The following is a 17,882-nucleotide window of genomic DNA, read 5'->3' as shown; positions in this document are numbered from 1 at the left end:
GCGGCTAGAAACAACGGGCGTTCGCGCCCTTGGATGAGCAAGTAAAGGAACACCAGAAGCATGGCCCCGAAGAAGAAGGTCGCCGGGCTCATCAAGCTGCAGATCCAGGCCGGGCAGGCCAACCCCGCCCCGCCGGTCGGTCCTGCACTTGGCCAGCACGGCGTCAACATCATGGAGTTCTGCAAGGCGTACAACGCCGCGACCGAGTCGCAGCGCGGGAACGTCATCCCCGTGGAGATCACCGTCTACGAGGATCGCAGCTTCACGTTCGCACTGAAGACCCCGCCCGCCGCCAAGCTGCTGCTCAAGGCAGCCGGTGTGCAGAAGGGCTCGGGCGAGCCGCACAAGACCAAGGTCGCCAAGGTGACCTGGGACCAGGTGCGCGAGATCGCTGAGACCAAGAAGGCCGATCTCAACGCCAACGACATCGACGCCGCGTCGAAGATCATCGCCGGTACCGCCCGCTCGATGGGTATCACGGTCGAGTAGCGAAGCGGATCGACCCGACAACAAGGGTCGAATATCCGCATCCCTAGTGGGAGGGCTGGCATCGGCCCGCACCACGACTCCAAGAACACGATTGGATTTCAATGAGCAAGAACAGCAAGGCATACCGCGAAGCCGCGGAGAAGGTCGACCGGGACAAGCTTTACACGCCGCTTGAGGCTGCGAAGCTGGCCAAGGAGACCTCGTCCAAGAAGCAGGACGCCACCGTCGAGGTCGCCATCCGCCTCGGCGTCGACCCCCGCAAGGCTGACCAGATGGTCCGCGGCACCGTCAACCTCCCGCACGGCACCGGCAAGACCGCCCGCGTCGCCGTGTTCGCCGTCGGCGAGAAGGCCGAGCAGGCACTGGCCGCCGGCGCAGACGTCGTCGGCAGCGACGACCTGATCGAGAAGATCCAGGGCGGTTTCCTGGACTTCGACGCCGCGATCGCCACCCCGGATCAGATGGCCAAGGTCGGTCGGATCGCCCGCGTGCTGGGCCCGCGCGGTCTGATGCCGAACCCCAAGACCGGCACCGTCACCCCCGATGTCACCAAGGCTGTGGCCGACATCAAGGGCGGCAAGATCAACTTCCGTGTCGACAAGCAGGCCAACCTGCACTTCGTGATCGGCAAGGCGTCCTTCGACGAGGCCAAGCTGGCCGAGAACTACGGCGCCGCCCTCGACGAGGTACTGCGTGCCAAGCCGTCGTCCTCGAAGGGGCGTTACCTCAAGAAGGTGACCGTCTCCACCACCACGGGTCCGGGTATCCCGGTTGATCCGTCGGTGACCCGGAACTTCACGGAGGCGTAGCGCAGCGGAGCCGACCATGGGCTCTGAGGCGTAATCCGTCTGTCGAGTGGCCAGTTACGGCACAAGATTCTCTGAATCGCGTGTCATAACTGGCCATTCGGCGTTTCTGGGCCACACTCGGCGAGGCGGCGCCGCAGGAAAGCCCGCGCCGGCTCGGACCCGGCACCCTCGCCGTCGAGGGCGATGCGGTACCAGCGCCGTGCCTCGTCGAAACGGCCCGCCCGGCGCAGCAGATCCGCGCGGATCGGCGCGACCGCATTGGTCCGGGCCAGCCGCGGATCGCCGGCCACCTCGTCGAGGTCAGCCAACCCAGCCGCGAAGCCGTCGCGAAAGCCAACGGCGAGAGCACGATTGGCGCGTACGACGGGCGAGCCCGTCATCGCCGCCAACTGGTCGTAGGCCAGACAGATCGTCGCCCAGTCGGTGTGCTGCCAGGACGGCGCCGTCGCATGCAGTGCCGCGATCACCGCTTGCTGCAGATACGTGCCCGGCGCTCCTTCGGCCAGCCGCAAGTGCTCCAGGCCTCGCGCGATACGTCCCCGATCCCAGTGACTGCGGTCCTGCTCGTCCAGCGGTATCAGAGCGCCGTCCGCGTCGACCCGGGTGCGGCGTCGCGAATCATGCAGCAGCACAAGTGCCGCGAGGGCATGTGCGTCCCGGTTGCCGGGCATCAGTGAACACAACTCGCCCGCGAGCCGGACACCCTCGTCGCACAGCTCGTCACGGATCGCCGACGGCCCGCCCGTAGACCAGTAGCCCTCGGTGAACACCGAATAGATGCAGCCGAGTACATGCGGTGTGCGCTCCTCCAGAAGCTCCGGTGGTGGCACCCGTAGCGGAATGTTGGCCTTGCGAATCTTGTTCTTGGCCCGGGTGATTCGCTGTCCGATCGCGGCGTCGGACTGCAGCAGGGCGCGGGCGATCTCGGTGACGGTGAGCCCCGAGATCAGCCGCAGCGTCAGCGCCAGCTGGGAGCTGCGGTCCAGAGCGGGATGTGCGCAGGTGAACATCATCCGCAGCTCGTCGTCGCGCACCGGATGCAGTTCGGCGTCGCCCGACGCATTCACCTGCTCGTACACTGCAGCGAGTTCCTTTCCGGGACGGGCGGATTCACGCCTGAGCCGGTCCAGGGCCCGATTGCGCGCCACGGTGGTCAACCAGGCACCGGGATTGGCCGGTGTTCCCTCGGCCGGCCAGACCCGCAGCGCCTGCGCACAGGCCTCCTGGACAGCGTCCTCGGCCACGGTGAGATCACCCGACCAGCGGGCGATAGTGGCTACCGCCGGCCCCCACTCCCGCCGAAAGACGCTGTCCAGCTGGGTCATCGGTGATTACAGGCCCGAGACCCCGGCCAACTGGCGGACCTCGATGGCCGACGCCGGAATCATCGACGCCAGCTTCACGGCTTCCTCGCGATCGGCCGCCCGCAGCACGTAGAAGCCGTTGGCCACCTCGGCGCCTTCGATGTAGGGCCCGTCGGTCAACAACACCTTGCCGTCGCGCACCCGCACAGTGGTCGCCGTTGTCGGCGGGTGCAGCGGCGCGCCCGCCAGTGTCCTGTCGCCGATGGTCTTGGCGAGTTCGACGTGCTGGCCCGCCTGCTGATTCCACTCGTCGGTGCCCGGCGTGTTGATGTCCTCGGGCGGCTCCAGCAGCAGGGCCAACCAGTCGTTGCCGAGGGGCTTTTCGGGTGCCTGCCAATGCACCATCGGCCAGACCTCGACGGCGCCGAACTGGGCGACCGGGATGTCGCGGGCCAGGGCCAGCGCCTCATCGAGATTGTCGGCCTCGAGCACGTAGTAGCCGCAGGCCACCTCGGCACCCTCGGCGAACGGGCCGTCGGTGATCGTCGGGTGGTCCGGACCGCCGTCGATCCGGGTGGCGGCAGCGCTTCTGTCCAGCGCGTCGCCGGCCCGGATCGCCGACTTGGCCTTGGCGTGAAATGCCTGGAAGGCTGCCATGCCTTCGGCCTGCTGCTCGGGCGCGAGTGCTACGTCCTGGCTGATCAGTAATGCGAAGTAGTGCATCGTCGTCTCCGGAGGGTCAGCGAGTAGAACCGTCTGTTCCACTCTCTACCTATCCGACGAACGACGCTGCCGGGATCCGACAGTCCGCGGGCGGGATTCCCGGGACTACTTCTGCAGCGTGAACTGATGGACGCTGATGTGGCCAGAGGCGAAGTACTTCTGGCAGCCGTTGAGGTACTTGTCGTAGCGGTCGTACACCTCTTGGCCCTGGATGGCGATGGCCTCATCCTTGTGGGCCTCAAGTGCGTCGGCCCAGATCTTGAGCGTCCTGACGTAGTGCGGGCCGATCTCCTGCAGCTGGGTGACCTTGAACCCGGCCTCGGTCGCCTTTTCCTGCTCCATCGCCACCGAGGGCAGCCGGCCGCCGGGGAAGATCTCGGTCATGATGAACCGGGCGAACCGGGCATCCTCGAACGTCATGTGCAGGCCGAGCTTCTGTCCTTCGCGAAGGTCGAATCCCGTGATGTTGTGCAGCAGCATGGTGCCGTCGTCGGGCAGCGCGTTGTAGGCCGTCTCGAAGAACGCCGGATAACGCTCGAAACCGAAATGCTCGAAGGCGCCGATCGAGACGATGCGGTCGACCTTGTCGTTGAACTCTTCCCAGCCCTGCAGCCGAACCTCGACGTTGCGCTGCGTGGGCACCTTGGAGAGCTTGTCGATGGCGTACTCACGCTGCTCGCCACTGAGCGTCAGGCCGATGACGTTGACGTCGTACTTCTCGATCGCCCGAGCCATGCACGCGCCCCAGCCGCAACCGACGTCCAGCAGGGTCATGCCGGGCTCGAGACCCAGCTTGCCCAGCGCCAGGTCGAACTTGGCGATCTGAGCCTCGTCGCCGGTCATGTCCTCGCGCTCGAAATAGCCACACGTATATCCCATTGTGGGGCCCAGAAACAGTTCATAAAATTCGTTGGAAATGTCGTAGATCGACTGCAGTTCTTCATATTTCGGTGTCAATTTGGACATATTCGATATGCTCCAAGCTGTAGTGTTCTCCCCGCGGATCTCAGGGTACCGCAGGTCACTACCGGGCTCCTGTTGCCGCCGCCGTCACTGAATTTGTTCGGCAAACAAATTTTTCCCGAGGCAAGATCGTTCGTGGGGCGTTGCCTGCGCAAATGCGCCGGGCGCGCCTCGTTAGCGAAGGAAATTAACCTGCGACATGCAGGGTGAACTGGTTGACGTCGATCTGGCCCTTCCGGAAGAGGTCCGCGCATCCGGTCAGATAGCGCATGTACCGGTCGTAGACCTCCTGGGACTGGATCCGGACGGCCGCATCGTGGTTGGCCTCCAGGTTCGCTGCCCACAGGTCGAGTGTGCGGGCGTAATGGCTCTGCAGGGACTGGCGACGGCTCAGCGTGAACGAGGCGCGTGCCGAATACTCCTCGACCATCTCGATCGACGGCAGCCGGCCGCCCGGGAAGATCTCGGTGAGGATGAACTTGATGAATTTGGCGAGGTCCAAGGTCAGCGGGACGCCCCTGCTGTGGGCCTCGCGCGGGTGCAGTCCGGTGATGGTGTGCAGCAGCATCACGCCATCGGCGGGCAGGGCGTCGTGGGCGAAGCGGAAGAAGTCGTCGTAGCGGTCATGTCCGAAGTGCTCGAACGCGCCGATCGAGACGATGCGATCGACCGGCTCGTCGAACTCTTCCCAGCCGGCCAGCAATACTCGCTTCGTGCGTCGGCTGTCGGATTCGTCGAACAGCTGCTGCACGTAGGTGGCCTGATTGCGGCTGAGCGTCAGGCCCACCACGTTGACGTCGTACTGCTCGAGGGCGCGCATAGCCGTTGCACCCCAACCACATCCGACATCGAGCAACGTCATTCCCGGCTGCAGTCCGAGCTTGCCGAGCGCCAGGTCGATCTTCGCCGTCTGTGCTTCTTCCAGTGACATGTCGTCGCGCTCGAAATATGCGCAGCTATAGGTCCGGCTGGGATCCAGAAAGACCGCGAAGAAATCGTCGGACAAGTCGTAATGGGCTTGTACGTCGTCGAAATGAGGTTTGAGTTTTCCCGGGTGTTCGCCCACAAAGGCACCTCTTTGGCAGGGACTTTCCGGGTAGAGCTGCGCTACGCCACGTCTTGACCTAGCCGCCCCCCAGACTGCTGCCACAGACTGTAGAGGCAATCCGTCCAGCTACCGAGCTTTCAGCTGCCGGCAAACAGTGATTCGCGAATTTAACGTTGCGGATTCACGTAATCAGCTTGACATGGCAAAGTTCGTCTTGAGTTCGCCGACGATCTCGTCCCAGACCGGCTCCGGTAGCTCATGCCCCATGCCGTCGATCAGGACCAAGCGCGCACCGTCGATCGCCCGGGCGACCGCGCGGCCACCGAACGGACGCATCAGCCGATCGGAGCGTCCGTGGATCACCACCGTGGGCGCGCTGATCCGCTTGTCGTGGTGGCGCAGACTGCCGCTGCCGAGGATGGCGTCGAAATGCCTGGCGATGCCGGCCGGGTAGTAGGCGCGGTCGTACAACTCGGCCGCCTGGGCCCTGATCTCCTCTTCGGGAGTGGGGTAGCCGGGGCTGCCGTTGATCTTGTTGATCCGAACGGCGTTGTCGATGATGGCTTCTCGCGACGAATTGGCCGGCGGGCCGGTGATCACCGACAGCAGCTGCTTGATGCCGGGAGGCGGTAGCAGGGACTGGTTGTTGCTGGAGAAGATCACCGCGAGCGACTTGGTGCGCTGCCCGTACCGGGACGCGAACACCTGCGCGATCATCCCTCCCATCGAGCCGCCGACGATGTGAGCGGTGTCGATGTTGAGGTGATCGAGCAGAGCCGCAGCATCATCGGCGACATCTTCGAGCGTGTAGACCGACGGGCTGCGCAGGCCCAGAAACGACCGGGCCATCCGCAGCGACAGCGGAGAGTCGACCCGCTTGCCCGACAACTTGGTGGACAGCCCCACGTCGCGGTTGTCGTACCGGATGACGCGCAGGCCCTGGCTCACCAGCTTTTCGCAGAAACCGGTGCGCCACATCAGCATCTGCGCGCCCAAACCCATGATCAACAGCACCGCCGGATCGTTCGGGTCGCCCATGTCCTCGTAATAGAGGTCGACACCGCCGGGTTCCGCCGTCGACTTGGCGAAGCCGGACCGCACCTTCATGCCGGCCACTCAGCCCTCGTTCCCGTCGGAATTCGACCCAGGCGCTCCAGCTGGATTCTCCTCGCGCAAGCGCTCGTCGGCGTGCTCACGGCTGATATCCACCATGAAGTTCGCGAAGTACCCGGTGAGCCGCGGGTCGTTCATCATCTGCCAACTCGGCGCCAGCAGCTTCATGTAGCGCTCGACGTAGAGGAACTGCTTGCCGATCAACACCAGTTCCCGGGGAAGTTTGACGTCGTAGGCATCGGCAAGCGCGGAGAGCTGCTTGCCGATTTCGGCGTAGGACATATCGCCGAGCGACTTCATCGTGAGGGGGGTAGCGAACTTCTCCAGGTCCTTGGCGGCCTGCGCTTCGGGTTTCACCGTCCCCACGGCCCCCATCAGCACCACGATCTTGCCCGCTGCCGCGTGATCCTTCTTGACCAGCAGGGCGTACACCAGCTCGCGCAACAACCACCGGGTGCGCGGGTCGATGCGGCCCATGATGCCGAAGTCGAAGAACACGATCTTGCCCTCGTCGTCGACGTACAGGTTGCCCGCGTGCAGGTCACCGTGGAACAGGCCGTGTTTGAGGCCGCCCTCGAACACGCTGAACAACAGGGCCTTGACCAGTTCGGTGCCGTCGAAGCCCTTCTTGCGGATCGCCGCGACGTCATCGATCCGGACCCCGGTGACCCGCTCCATCGTCAGCACCCGCTGGCTGGTCAGATCCCAATACACCTGAGGGACCCGGATGTTCTCGCCGAGCGGCGAGGCGTGCATGTGTGACACCCAGGCGTCCATCGACTGGGCTTCCAGCCGGAAGTCGAGCTCCTCGGCGAGATTGTCGGCGAAGTCGGCGACCACGTCCTGGGCCGACAGCCGCCTGCCGAGCTTGGCCAGCTCCACCAGTTGCGCCCCACGCTTGAGGATCTGCAGGTCCGCGGCGACGCGGCGGCGGATACCCGGGCGCTGAATCTTGACCACCACCTCCTCGCCGCTGTGCAGCGTGGCGTAGTGCACCTGCGCGATCGACGCGGAGGCGAAGGGCTTCTCGTCGAAACTCTTGAACAGATTGGTGGGCTCATCGCCGAGTTCCTCGACGAAAAGCTTGTGCACCTCGTCGGTGTCGGCCGGCGGCACCCGGTCGAGCAGGCTGCGGAACTCGCGGCTCAGCGGTTCACCGAAGGCGCCGGGACTCGATGCGATGATCTGGCCGAACTTGACGTAGGTGGGACCCAGATCAGAGAAGGTCTGCGGCACCTGCTTGATGATCTTCTGCTGCAGGGACCCGCTGCCGAACATGTTGGCGGCGACACGGACCCCGGTGCGGGTGATCTGCCATCCGGTGGCGCCGATACGGGCGGCCTCCACAGGCAACGGCACCCGGCTCAACCTGGCGACCTCACGGTGCTTGGTTTTCGGCGGCGTAGTGCTCATAGCTGCAGTGTCTCAAAGGCCACGGTGCGGCCAAAAACATCTGTGCCGTGAGTCACACTGACGCGAAGCTCTCTTCGACCTCTTCGCGGCTGAGAACCGGGTCGCTTCCGGGCACGTAAGTGGGCTCGGGGTGCGGGACGGTGGTTCCGTGCGCGACGCGCTTCTGGGCCGCCCGGAACTCGAGCGTGGTGCCCGCCGCGGTGTGCAGGCCGTTGATGATCGACCACACCAGGGCGCGCCGGCCGGCCCGCTCGATCGGGTTCGGATCGGTGTGGCCGATGAGCTGTTTGGCCCACTTCGGCATGGTGTCGCGGATCGCCCAGTCCACGGCGCTCTGCGGCATCGGCAGGTTGGACCCGGTGGCCATGGCGGCCCCGTGGGTGAGGGCCAGTTTGGGTAGGTATGACTCGAGGCAGTCCAGCGTCTCGGCCTTGGTGGTCGGAAGGTCGGTGCCGCCCAACGCGTGCCCGACGCGGACGAACTCGCCGTAGTAGCGGTCAAGTTTCTTGCCGCGCAACGGGTTCGGATGGTAGATCTCGTGCGCGGTGGCCAGGCCCCACACCACGGTCGCGTAGTTCCAGCGCAGCCAGTCCGGATCGTCGGCGTCGTAGACCGCGCCGTCGGGGCGGGCGCCCTTGATGGTGTGGTGCATCGAGCGGACGGTCTTGGACACCCGCTCGGCGGTCTCGGTGTTTCCGTACGCGGTACCGATGAAGAACGCGATGGAGTGTCCGAGTCGGACCGCCGCGCCCTGCGGATCGATCACGGGGATGGCGGTCCCGTCTTCGTCACGTTTGACCAGTCGCGAATGGTGCATGCCCATCCAGTAGATCGACGGATCGAGGCGCTCCATGTAGGCCGCGCACTGCAGGCCGAAGATGAGCGCCTCGGTGTGGGAGTGCACGTGCCAGACGGCGCTGCCCGGGCCGAACCATCCCGGATCGCCCGCAGGCCCGGCGAACTCCATGCCGCGGAAGTAGTGCTGACGAATGTCTTTGTCGAACTTCCGCTGCAGCATCTGTTCGAGCACCTGGTGCGGCATGTCCACCGTGGACCCCCTTCTGGTTACGTCTGTAGCCAGAATACATTTTGGGTACGGGTGTGACCAGACCTAAGCTGTAGGAATGTCCAGTCCGACGCGATGGGCCGGCGTGCCGCTGACGGACCGCCGTGCCGAACGCCGCGCGCTGCTCGTCGACGCGGCGTTCCGGCTGTTCGGGGACGGTGGGGAAGCCGCGCTGTCGGTGCGCTCGGTGTGCCGTGAGTGCGGCCTCAACACGCGCTACTTCTACGAGAGCTTCGCCGACACCGACGACCTGCTCGGCGCGGTCTACGACCAGGTGAGCGCGGCCTTGGCGGCCGACGTCGAGGCGGCGATGGCCGGGGCAGGCGACTCGCTGCCTGCCCGCACCCGCGCCGGGATCGCCGCCGTGCTCGGCTTCAGTTCGGCCGACCCGCGTCGGGGACGGGTGCTGTTCACCGACGCCAGGGCCAACCCCGTGCTGGCCGCGCGGCGCGCCGCGACCCAGGACCTGTTACGCGAGGCGGTGCTGTCGGAGGGCGGACGGCTCAATCCGGGGTCGGACCCCGTCGCCGCCCAGGTCGGTGCGGCCATGTACACCGGTGCGATGGCCGAACTCGCCCAGCAGTGGCTGGGCGGGAACCTGGGCGACGACCTCGGGGTGGTGGTGGACTACGCGCTCCGGTTGGTCCTCGGGCGCTGAGTCGGCAGGGCGGTCAGACCTCGGCGGGCCGCCACCGCTTGATCCACTGGGTCTCGGGCCACTGCTCTTCGGCGGCGAGCAATTCGTACATCGTTGCCCGGTCGATCGATTCGCGGATGATGTCGGCATGCCCGGCGTGGCGGCTGAGCTCCTCGATCAGGTGCATGGCCACCCACCGGACCGACCAGTTGTCGACGTCCTGCGGAAACCACGGCACGTCGTGAGGCACCGGAACGGCCGTGTCCAGATCGCGCTCGGCGAAAATGCGCAGGGTCTCGGCATTCTGGGCCTTGAACGCCTCGAGTAGCCCGGCCAGGGTCTCGTCCTCCCGCATCACGTACAGATCGGCGTATTCGGCGGCCTGTTCCTCGAACGGACGCGGATCCGGCGGCGGAAACTCCGGTCCGTGCTCGGCGCGGGCGGCCCAGCTCTTCTGCACCGCGGTGACGTGCTTGATCAGGCCGCCGACCGACAGTGCGCTGACCGAAGGGGTGGACCGGGCCTGTTCGTCGGTCAGCCCGTGGGCCACCGCGCAGAAGGCGTTCTGCTGAAACGCGAGGAATTCGATCAGGGTCTGACGTTCGTCGGTGGACGGAGGGGGCATTCCGGGCATTGTTCAGTTCTCCTTGTGTTGAGTTGTGTGGACGTAAAGATCACGGATGCAGGCGATTTCGGCGCCGTGGTGGATTGCCTCCCGGTTGATGTGCAGGATCAGCACGGCCATCGAATGCTCGGCCCACGGGCCTTCGGCCGGGCCGACTGGCTTGGCCAGGTCATCATCGTCGAGTCCCCGGACCCCGTCGATCCAATGTCGGTATGTGTCGTCGAGTTGTTTCAGGGCGGTGGCCGCATCGGTGGCGTACGGCCAGGACTGGTAGTCGGCGGGCGGGCCGCCGAAGTGCGAGTGGTTACGCATCGCGAACACGCCGACGATCACGTGGGCGAGCCGCCAGGCGATGGTAGTGAACGGTTCCGGCTGTGGCGGTGGGTAACTGAAGTCGATGCCGCCGTCGGGGTGGACGGTCCAGCAGTCGGGCACCGGTTGCCAGAAGTACTCGTCGTCGGTCAGGCCGTCCAATCGCGGCCTCAGTTGATTGGTCCAGTGGAAGTCCAGTTGGTCGGCCAGGAGGTTTGTCCACATAGGAATACCGTCTCATCTATATAGGACAGATTCGGTCCTAAAAGTGCGGCACACTTCTTGCATGACCGTGAGCAGCGAAACCACCGGCAGGGTGCTGCAGCTCCTCGGACTGCTGCAATCGCGTCGGGTGTGGACGGGTGAGGAGTTGGCCGAACGGCTCGACGTCACCACGCGCAGCGTCCGCCGAGACATCGAGCGGTTGCGCGAACTCGGCTACCCCGTGCACGCCAGCAAGGGACAGGGCGGCGGCTACCAGCTCGGCGCCGGTGCGGCACTGCCGCCGCTGCTGCTCGATCCCGACGAGGCCGTCGCGATGGCGGTCTGCCTGCGGCTGGCCGCAGGCGGAAGCGTCGCGGGCGTCGGCGAATCCGCGCTGCGGGCGCTGTCCAAACTCGACCAGGTGATGCCCGCACGGTTGCGGTCCCAGGTCTCGGCGGTGCACGACGCGACCGTCACCCTGGCACCCAACTCGTCGGACGCGCCGGTGGAACCCGACGTGCTGATGACCCTGGCCCGGGCCTGCCGGGACCACGAACACGTCAGCACCGACTACACCGACATCCGGGGCAACCACACCCAGCGGCGGTTGGAGCCCTATCAACTGGTGACCACCGGGCGGCGCTGGTACCTCATGGCCTACGACCGTGACCGCGAAGACTGGCGCAGCCTGCGGCTGGACCGGATGTCGGTGGTGGCGGCGCGAGGCAGCACCTTCGCGCCGCGCGAGGCCCCGGACGCCGCCGACTACGTGCGGCGCTCGATCAGCTCCTCGCCGTACCGCTACCGCGCCCGGGTCCGCTACCAGGCCCCGCAAGAGGTTGTGGCACAGAAGTTTCCGCCGGCCTCGGCCACCGTCGAGGCCGACGGGCCCGACGCCTGCATCGTCACCGCGGGCGCCGACGACCCCGAGCGCATGGTGCTGTACTTCGCCACGGTCGGGTACGACTTCGAGGTACTCGAACCACCCGAGGTGGCGGCCGCCGTCGGCGCCGTCGCCGCGCGCCTGCGTGCCGCCGCTGGGAACTAGGTGATGCCGAGCCGGTCGAGGAGCATCAGGAACGCGGCGGCGAAATCGTTGTCGGCCGTCGCAACCCGCACCGCATCCCAGTCCACCTGCTCGCGCACCGCCCGGGCGGCAGGAAGCAATGCCGCGAAGTCGCAGTGGTGTTCGTTGAGTGAGCGCAGCTTCTCCGCCACCACCAGCGTCGGCAGCAGGACCGGCATCCGGACCGCCAGCACGTCGAGCACCTCGACGCGGCCGAGCACCGCAGCGTCCACCGATGCCCCGTTGAGTTGGTAGAGCACGTCCACGAGGACGTCGTCGTCGGCATACGCCTTGAACAACCAGTCCTCGGGGACGTGCACGATCTCGAAGCCGGCCTTGCGCAACGTCACCTCGGCCGCCTCGGCGTCGCTCTCGGCCACCACGAAATCGACATCGTGCACGGGTTCGGGCGCCCCGTAGACCCACAGCGCATAGCTGCCGGCCAGCGCGAACCGCGGGCCGTGCGCCTTGAACGCCGACGCGGCGCGCTTCAACGCGTCACGAAGGTTGTCGTTGCGGTCGAACACGTGTGATCCCGGATCTGTCGGGCGTCGATGATGAGGCCGGCGCGGTTATGGGTACTGAGTACCCATGCGGCTGGCCACTTTCAACATCCTGCACGGACGCAGTGTCCACGACGGCGACGTCGACCTGGGCAGACTGGCGGCCGCCGTGGCCGAACTCGACGCCGACATCCTCGCGCTGCAAGAGGTGGACCTGGACCAGCCGCGTTCGGGCAAGGCCGACCTGACCGCCGTCGCGGCCCGCGCGATGAACGCCGTGCACCACCGGTTCGTCGCCGCGATCTCCGGAACGCCCGGCGCCACCTGGATGGCCGCGACCGGACGCGAACAGCCCGGAACCGCCGCCTACGGCATCGCCCTGCTCACCCGCTACCCGGTCGAGAACTGGCAGGTCTTGCGGCTGCCGCGGATACCGGTCCGGTTCCCGATGTACGTCGCGGGCATCCGCCGGTTCAGGATCGTCCACGAAGAACCCCGGGCCGCGATGGTGGCCCGCATCGACACGCCGCTGGGCCCGCTCACCGTGGCCAACACCCACCTGTCGTTCGTGCCCGGGTGGAATCGGGTGCAACTGCGCCATCTGGTCCGGGATCTGAGCGGCTTTCCGGGGCCGAGGGTTCTCATGGGAGACCTGAACTCCGGAGCGCCGGTGCACTGGCGCCCGCTCGGGGCCGCACCGACGTTTCCCGCCGACGCGCCGGCGACCCAGCTCGACCACATCCTCACCGACGACCCCGCGCTGTCCGCCGTCGCATGCGCCGCACCGCACCTGCCGATTTCGGATCATCGGGCGCTAGTCGTCGACATTTCGACGCCTTGAGGTCGTAGGGTTTTGCAGATGCACGTCACGTCAGCGGAGACGACGGAGCTGTTTGCCGGGCCGGAGGACGCCCCTCGGCAGCTGGTTCGGGTGCGATACCAGGACTGCGCCTCACTTACGCCCGTTCGGGTCACCGGAGACGGAATCTCCGGTGAGGCGACCGCCGCCGCCGGTGACGGCACCGTCGAGGTGCCGGTGGATGTCGAGCGCGGCGTACCCGGCGAGATCCGGCGCGCACGCGTGGACTCCGTCGACTTCGATTTCACCGTCGCCGAACCCGGCTGGACGATGTACATGATCAGCCACTTCCACTACGACCCGGTGTGGTGGAACACCCAGGCCGCCTACACCAGCGTGTGGACCGAGGACCCGCCCGGCCAGTGCCGCCAGACCAACGGATTCGATCTGGTCGCCGCCCACCTGGAGATGGCCCGGCGCGAGCCGGAATACAAGTTCGTGCTGGCCGAGGTGGACTATCTCAAGCCCTATTGGGACGCCCGGCCCGAAGACCGGGCCGACCTGCGAAGGTTCCTCGCCGAGGGGCGCGTCGAGATCATGGGCGGCACCTACAACGAGCCGAACACCAACCTCACCAGCCCCGAGACCGCGATCCGGAACTTCGTGTCGGGCATGGGTTTTCAGCGTGACGTGCTGGGCGCCAACCCGGCCACCGCCTGGCAGCTCGACGTCTTCGGGCACGATCCGCAGTTTCCGGGGATGGCTGCCGACGTCGGCCTGACCTCCAGTTCGTGGGCGCGCGGGCCGCATCACCAGTGGGGACCCATGCAGAACGACGGCGACCCCGAGCGCATGCAGTTCGCGAGCGAGTTCGAGTGGATCGCGCCCTCGGGCCGGGGACTGCTCACGCACTACATGCCCGCGCACTATTCGGCCGGGTGGTGGATGGACTCGGCGGCGTCGCTGGCCGAGGCCGAAGAGTCCACCTACACGCTGTTCACCAAACTCAAGCGAGTTGCGTTGACCCGCAACGTGCTCCTCCCGGTCGGCACGGACTACACCCCGCCCAACAAGTGGGTCACCCAGATCCACCGCGACTGGAATTCGCGCTACGTGTGGCCGAAGTTCGTGTGTGCGCTCCCGTCCGAGTTCTTCAGCGCGGTGCGGGCCGAAGTCGACGAGCGCGGGATCACCCCGTCCCCGCAGACCCGCGACATGAACCCGATCTACACCGGCAAGGACGTCTCCTACATCGACACCAAACAGGCCAACCGGGCTGCCGAGGATGCGGTGCTCGACGCCGAGCGGTTCGCCGTGTTCGCCGGTCTGCTCGGCGGTGCGGACTACCCGCACGCCGCCATGGCCAAGGCCTGGGTGCAACTGGCCTATGGGGCACACCACGACGCGATCACCGGCTCGGAATCCGATCAGGTCTACCTCGACCTGCTGACCGGCTGGCGCGACGCCTGGGAGCTGGGCGTCACCGCCCGGGACAACGCACTCGGGTTGCTGTCCGAGGCGGTCGACGGATCGGTCATCGTGTGGAATGCCCTGGCGCACAGCCGAACCGACATCGTCACCGTGCACCTGCAGGAACCCTTCTCCGGCGGAGTGCTCGACAGCGACGGCAACGAGGTGGCGGTTCTCGTCGAACATGACGGAACCACGGTCAGCTGGTTGGCCCGTGACGTGCCGTCACTGGGCTGGCGGTCCTACCGATTCGTCACCGGGACCGCGAGCGGCTGGGAGCCGATGGCCGGGGACGAGATCGCCAACGTCCGGTACCGGCTGCGCGTCGACGCGGCCCGCGGCGGCGGGGTGTGCTCGCTCGTGGACGACGGACGCGAGCTCATCGCCGACGGCGGCATCGGCAACGAACTGGCCGTCTACGACGAGTATTCGGCCCATCCCGAGGCCGGTGAAGGGCCGTGGCACCTGCTGCCCACGGGGCCGGTGGTGTGCTCGTCGGCCGGCCCGGCCGACGAGGTGAAGAGCTATCGGAGCGCGCTGGGGCAGCGGGTGATCGTGCAAGGTCGCATTCCAGGCCTGTTGCGCTACACCCAGATCATCACGCTGTGGTCCGGGATGGACCGCGTCGACTGCCGCACCGTCATCGACGAGTTCGTCGGCGCGGACCGCCTGGTCCGGCTGCGGTGGCCCTGCCCGGTCCCCGGGGCATTGCCGGTGAGCGAGGTCGGCGACGCGGTGATCGGCCGGGGTTTCGGGCTGATGCACGACGGATCGTCCCCGCACGCCGTGGACGCCGCGCAACACCCATGGACACTGGACAACCCCGCCTACGGCTGGTTCGGGCTGTCCTCGGCGGTGCGGGTCCGCGTCGGCGCGGCGGTGCGGGCGGTCTCGGTGGCCGAGGTGGTGGCCCCCGACGGGGTGAATCCGCGCGATCTGATGGTCGCCCTGGTGCGGGCCGGCGTCACGGCCACCTGCAGCGCCGCCGACAAGCCGCGATACGGCGACCTCAGCGTGGACTCCAACCTGCCCGATACCCGGTTCACGCTCGGCGGCCCGGAGGAAAACCCGTTCACCGCAGCTGTTCTCGCCGAGGCGGACATCGCGTACACCGATGAACTCAAACGTCAGATCGATGCCACCGGATCGGCCCGGGTGTGGGTGCCCGCGGCCGCCCCGCTGACCGAGCACTGGGTGCCCGGCGCCGACCTGCGCGGCGTGCGCACCCTTCCGGTCCTCATCCTGGCCGGCGATCTCGACGCCGTGGTCGATGACCTGGGTGACGCGGAAATCGTCGTCACCCAGCGGGCCCCGGGACCGGCCGAGCCGTTCGAGGCCCGCACCGTCGCGCTGCTGAACCGCGGGGTACCGAGCTTCGCCGTCGACCCCGACGGCACGCTGCACACGTCGCTCATGCGGTCGTGCACCGGGTGGCCGTCGGGCACCTGGATCGACCCGCCGCGCCGCACGGCACCGGACGGATCCAACTTCCAACTGCAGCACTGGACACACACATTCGACTACGCGCTGGTCGCCGGTGCGGGGGACTGGCGCTCCGCCGGCGTCGCACCCAGTGCCGCGGAGTTCAACCGGCCGCTGCAGCCGGTCGTCGTCGACTCCGCCGCAGGCGGCGGTCTGCCCCCGTGGGGATCCCTGCTGGAGATCGAACCGGCCCGCGCCGTACAGCTCGGCGCGCTCAAGGCCACGGGCAATCCGCTGGCTTCGGGCAGCGTGCGTAGCACTGAACCGGTCGACGGTGTCACTGCGCGTCTGGTCGAGATCACCGGCAGTGCAACAGAGGTCACTCTCCGGTCCGGCCTGCGCACGCTCTCCGCCGCCGCCACCCTGAATCTCCTGGAGGAGCTCGAGCCCGAGCAGCCGTCAGACCTGACGCTGCACGGCTACCAGATCGCCACGGTGTCCACCCAGCTGAACCTGCCCGAGGTCGTGCGTGCCGAACACCGGCGGTTGGCGCCGGAAGCCGAGGCCGCGCAGCCGCTGTACGCCAGGTACTGGCTGCACAATCGCGGCCCGGCACCGCTGGGCGGTCTGCCGGCCGTCGCCTATTTGCATCCGGAAAGCGTTGTCGGGCAACCCGGTACAGACGTCATCGTGCGCCTGACCGCGGCCAGCGATTGCACCGACGACGCGCTGCACGGGCGGGTGAGGGTGTACGGCCCGCCGCAGTGGGAGGTGCAACCCGCGGAGCTGCCGTATGTGCTGCCACCAGGTGAGCACCTGGAAACCGATGTGGTGCTGAGCATCCCGCCCGATGCCGAGCCCGGCCTGTACCCGTTGTGTGCCGAACTCGCCGTAACCGGAGGCGGCTCGGCGCTACCGCCGTCGTGGCGGCAGGTCGTCGAGGACGTGTGCGTCGTCACCGTCGGCGAGCCCGGCGCCCAGGTACTCAAACTGGTGGCCGAGCCGCAGCCCGTCGACGTCAAGGCCGGGGAGACCGCGCGACTGTCGATCACGATCGGCACCGACGCACGTGCCGACCTGGCGGCCGAGGCCCACCTGATCAGCCCGTGGGGAACGTGGGAGTGGATGGGTCCGGCGGCCGCAGGTGTCGAAGTTCCCGCCGGTGGTACCGCAGAGATCGGGTTCGACGTGGCGCCCCCGTCGTGGGTCGAGCCGGGACAGTGGTGGGCGCTGATCCGGGTCGGATGTGCCGGGCGCCTGATCTACTCGCCCGCGGTCAAGGTCACGGTGCGATGAACCAGGTGGCGTGGGCGGCGCAGGTGGCCGGAAAACCGGTGTCTACCAAGGAGATCGACGAGCGGGAAGCCGCGCTGCGAGCGGGCAACCGGGCCTCGGCGCTGCCGCGTCCAGGAACCAGCGAGGGGCGTCAGCTGCGTCGCTGGCTGACGCAACTCGTGGTGGCCGAACGGGTGGTCGACGGCGAGGCCACCGCACGCGGACTGTCTGATCTCGATGTCCCCGGTCTCGACGAGGTGTTGCCCGACACCGCCGCCCGGTTGGAGATCGGCAGTGTCGCCGCGGCTGTGCTGGGCACGCCCACCGCTCGCGCGTTGTTTGCCGATGTCACTGCCGCGGTTGAGGTTTCGGATGCCGAGGTGGCCGCTTATCACGCCCGCAATCCGCTGCGCTTCGCCGAGGCTCAGGCCGGGTCGCACGGATGGCGCAGGCATCCGCTCACCCCGTCCCTCGATGAGGCCCGCGATCGGATCGCCGCCCATCTCCGGGCCGCCGCGCGCAGGCAGGCTTTCCGGCAATGGCTCGACGCGCGGTGCGCGGACCTGGTGGAGCTGGCACCCGGGTATGAACATCCCGGTGATCCCCGCCAGCCGGACAACACGCACAAGCACTAGGAGCGC

Annotated in this window: 17 protein-coding genes; 7 read left to right on the top strand and 10 right to left on the bottom strand. The window is 67.2% G+C overall.

Annotated elements, in window-relative coordinates; translation table 11 throughout:
* Positions 1 to 60: 60 nt before the first annotated feature.
* Positions 61 to 489, top strand: coding sequence for a 50S ribosomal protein L11 (gene rplK / locus G6N57_RS31285; protein ID WP_003881829.1), 429 nt, complete (start codon positions 61 to 63; stop codon positions 487 to 489).
* Positions 490 to 590: 101 nt separating this feature from the next.
* Positions 591 to 1,298, top strand: coding sequence for a 50S ribosomal protein L1 (gene rplA / locus G6N57_RS31280; RefSeq protein WP_044516013.1), 708 nt, complete (start codon positions 591 to 593; stop codon positions 1,296 to 1,298).
* A gap of 83 nt (positions 1,299 to 1,381) precedes the next feature.
* On the opposite strand, the gene G6N57_RS31275 is transcribed toward rplA, so the two are convergent.
* The 7 genes from G6N57_RS31275 to G6N57_RS31245 form a co-directional block, all read right to left on the bottom strand.
* Positions 1,382 to 2,623, bottom strand: a complete 1,242-nt coding sequence (locus G6N57_RS31275) for an RNA polymerase sigma factor (RefSeq protein ID WP_077742282.1) — start codon at positions 2,621 to 2,623, stop codon at positions 1,382 to 1,384.
* A 6-nt stretch (positions 2,624 to 2,629) separates the two neighbouring features.
* Positions 2,630 to 3,325, bottom strand: coding sequence for a YciI family protein (locus G6N57_RS31270; RefSeq protein WP_077742644.1), 696 nt, complete (start codon positions 3,323 to 3,325; stop codon positions 2,630 to 2,632).
* 105 nt (positions 3,326 to 3,430) lie between these two features.
* Positions 3,431 to 4,291, bottom strand: a complete 861-nt coding sequence (locus G6N57_RS31265; protein WP_077742280.1) for a cyclopropane mycolic acid synthase family methyltransferase — start codon at positions 4,289 to 4,291, stop codon at positions 3,431 to 3,433.
* 184 nt (positions 4,292 to 4,475) lie between these two features.
* Positions 4,476 to 5,354 (bottom strand): cyclopropane mycolic acid synthase family methyltransferase, encoded by an 879-nt coding sequence (locus tag G6N57_RS31260; protein WP_077742278.1) that lies wholly within the window; start codon positions 5,352 to 5,354, stop codon positions 4,476 to 4,478.
* A gap of 171 nt (positions 5,355 to 5,525) precedes the next feature.
* A complete protein-coding gene (locus G6N57_RS31255) occupies positions 5,526 to 6,443 on the bottom strand; it encodes an alpha/beta fold hydrolase (protein WP_077742643.1) in 918 nt (305 codons plus the stop codon).
* A gap of 9 nt (positions 6,444 to 6,452) precedes the next feature.
* Positions 6,453 to 7,862: an ABC1 kinase family protein gene (locus G6N57_RS31250; protein ID WP_077742277.1), complete on the bottom strand. Its 1,410-nt coding sequence runs from the start codon at positions 7,860 to 7,862 to the stop codon at positions 6,453 to 6,455.
* Between the two features lie 52 nt (positions 7,863 to 7,914).
* Positions 7,915 to 8,910, bottom strand: coding sequence for an oxygenase MpaB family protein (locus G6N57_RS31245; protein WP_077742275.1), 996 nt, complete (start codon positions 8,908 to 8,910; stop codon positions 7,915 to 7,917).
* 76 nt (positions 8,911 to 8,986) lie between these two features.
* On the opposite strand from G6N57_RS31245, the gene G6N57_RS31240 reads away from it, so the two are divergent.
* Entirely contained in the window at positions 8,987 to 9,586 is a 600-nt protein-coding gene (locus tag G6N57_RS31240; protein ID WP_077742273.1) for a TetR/AcrR family transcriptional regulator, read from the top strand.
* Between the two features lie 13 nt (positions 9,587 to 9,599).
* Here the strand turns inward: G6N57_RS31240 and G6N57_RS31235 are convergent, their stop codons facing one another.
* Positions 9,600 to 10,199 (bottom strand): DinB family protein, encoded by a 600-nt coding sequence (locus G6N57_RS31235; RefSeq protein ID WP_077742272.1) that lies wholly within the window; start codon positions 10,197 to 10,199, stop codon positions 9,600 to 9,602.
* Positions 10,200 to 10,202: 3 nt separating this feature from the next.
* Positions 10,203 to 10,727, bottom strand: coding sequence for a DinB family protein (locus G6N57_RS31230; protein ID WP_077742270.1), 525 nt, complete (start codon positions 10,725 to 10,727; stop codon positions 10,203 to 10,205).
* A 61-nt stretch (positions 10,728 to 10,788) separates the two neighbouring features.
* Between G6N57_RS31230 and G6N57_RS31225 the strand changes: the two genes are divergently transcribed.
* Positions 10,789 to 11,754 (top strand): helix-turn-helix transcriptional regulator, encoded by a 966-nt coding sequence (locus G6N57_RS31225; protein WP_077742269.1) that lies wholly within the window; start codon positions 10,789 to 10,791, stop codon positions 11,752 to 11,754.
* On the opposite strand, the gene G6N57_RS31220 is transcribed toward G6N57_RS31225, so the two are convergent.
* Positions 11,751 to 12,299: a nucleotidyltransferase family protein gene (locus G6N57_RS31220; protein ID WP_077742267.1), complete on the bottom strand. Its 549-nt coding sequence runs from the start codon at positions 12,297 to 12,299 to the stop codon at positions 11,751 to 11,753. The genes G6N57_RS31225 and G6N57_RS31220 overlap by 4 nt on opposite strands.
* A 64-nt stretch (positions 12,300 to 12,363) precedes the next feature.
* On the opposite strand from G6N57_RS31220, the gene G6N57_RS31215 reads away from it, so the two are divergent.
* Genes G6N57_RS31215 through G6N57_RS31205 form a run of 3 tightly spaced genes read left to right on the top strand, consistent with a single transcriptional unit; the run spans position 12,364 to position 17,876 of the window.
* On the top strand, positions 12,364 to 13,116 hold the full coding sequence (locus G6N57_RS31215; protein WP_077742266.1) for an endonuclease/exonuclease/phosphatase family protein: 753 nt from the start codon (positions 12,364 to 12,366) through the stop codon (positions 13,114 to 13,116).
* A gap of 18 nt (positions 13,117 to 13,134) precedes the next feature.
* Positions 13,135 to 17,262, top strand: a complete 4,128-nt coding sequence (locus G6N57_RS31210; protein WP_077742264.1) for a glycoside hydrolase family 38 N-terminal domain-containing protein — start codon at positions 13,135 to 13,137, stop codon at positions 17,260 to 17,262.
* Positions 17,259 to 17,876 carry a DUF7158 domain-containing protein gene (locus tag G6N57_RS31205; protein ID WP_077742262.1) on the top strand — a complete coding sequence of 206 codons (618 nt, stop codon included), beginning with the start codon at positions 17,259 to 17,261 and terminating at the stop codon, positions 17,874 to 17,876. The genes G6N57_RS31210 and G6N57_RS31205 overlap by 4 nt, the downstream gene beginning before the upstream one ends.
* Positions 17,877 to 17,882 lie beyond the last annotated feature (6 nt).

This window comes from Mycolicibacterium boenickei (assembly GCF_010731295.1).
GTDB classification, from domain to species: Bacteria; Actinomycetota; Actinomycetes; order Mycobacteriales; family Mycobacteriaceae; genus Mycobacterium; species Mycobacterium boenickei.
This window is presented reverse-complemented; position numbering and strand designations above follow the sequence as displayed.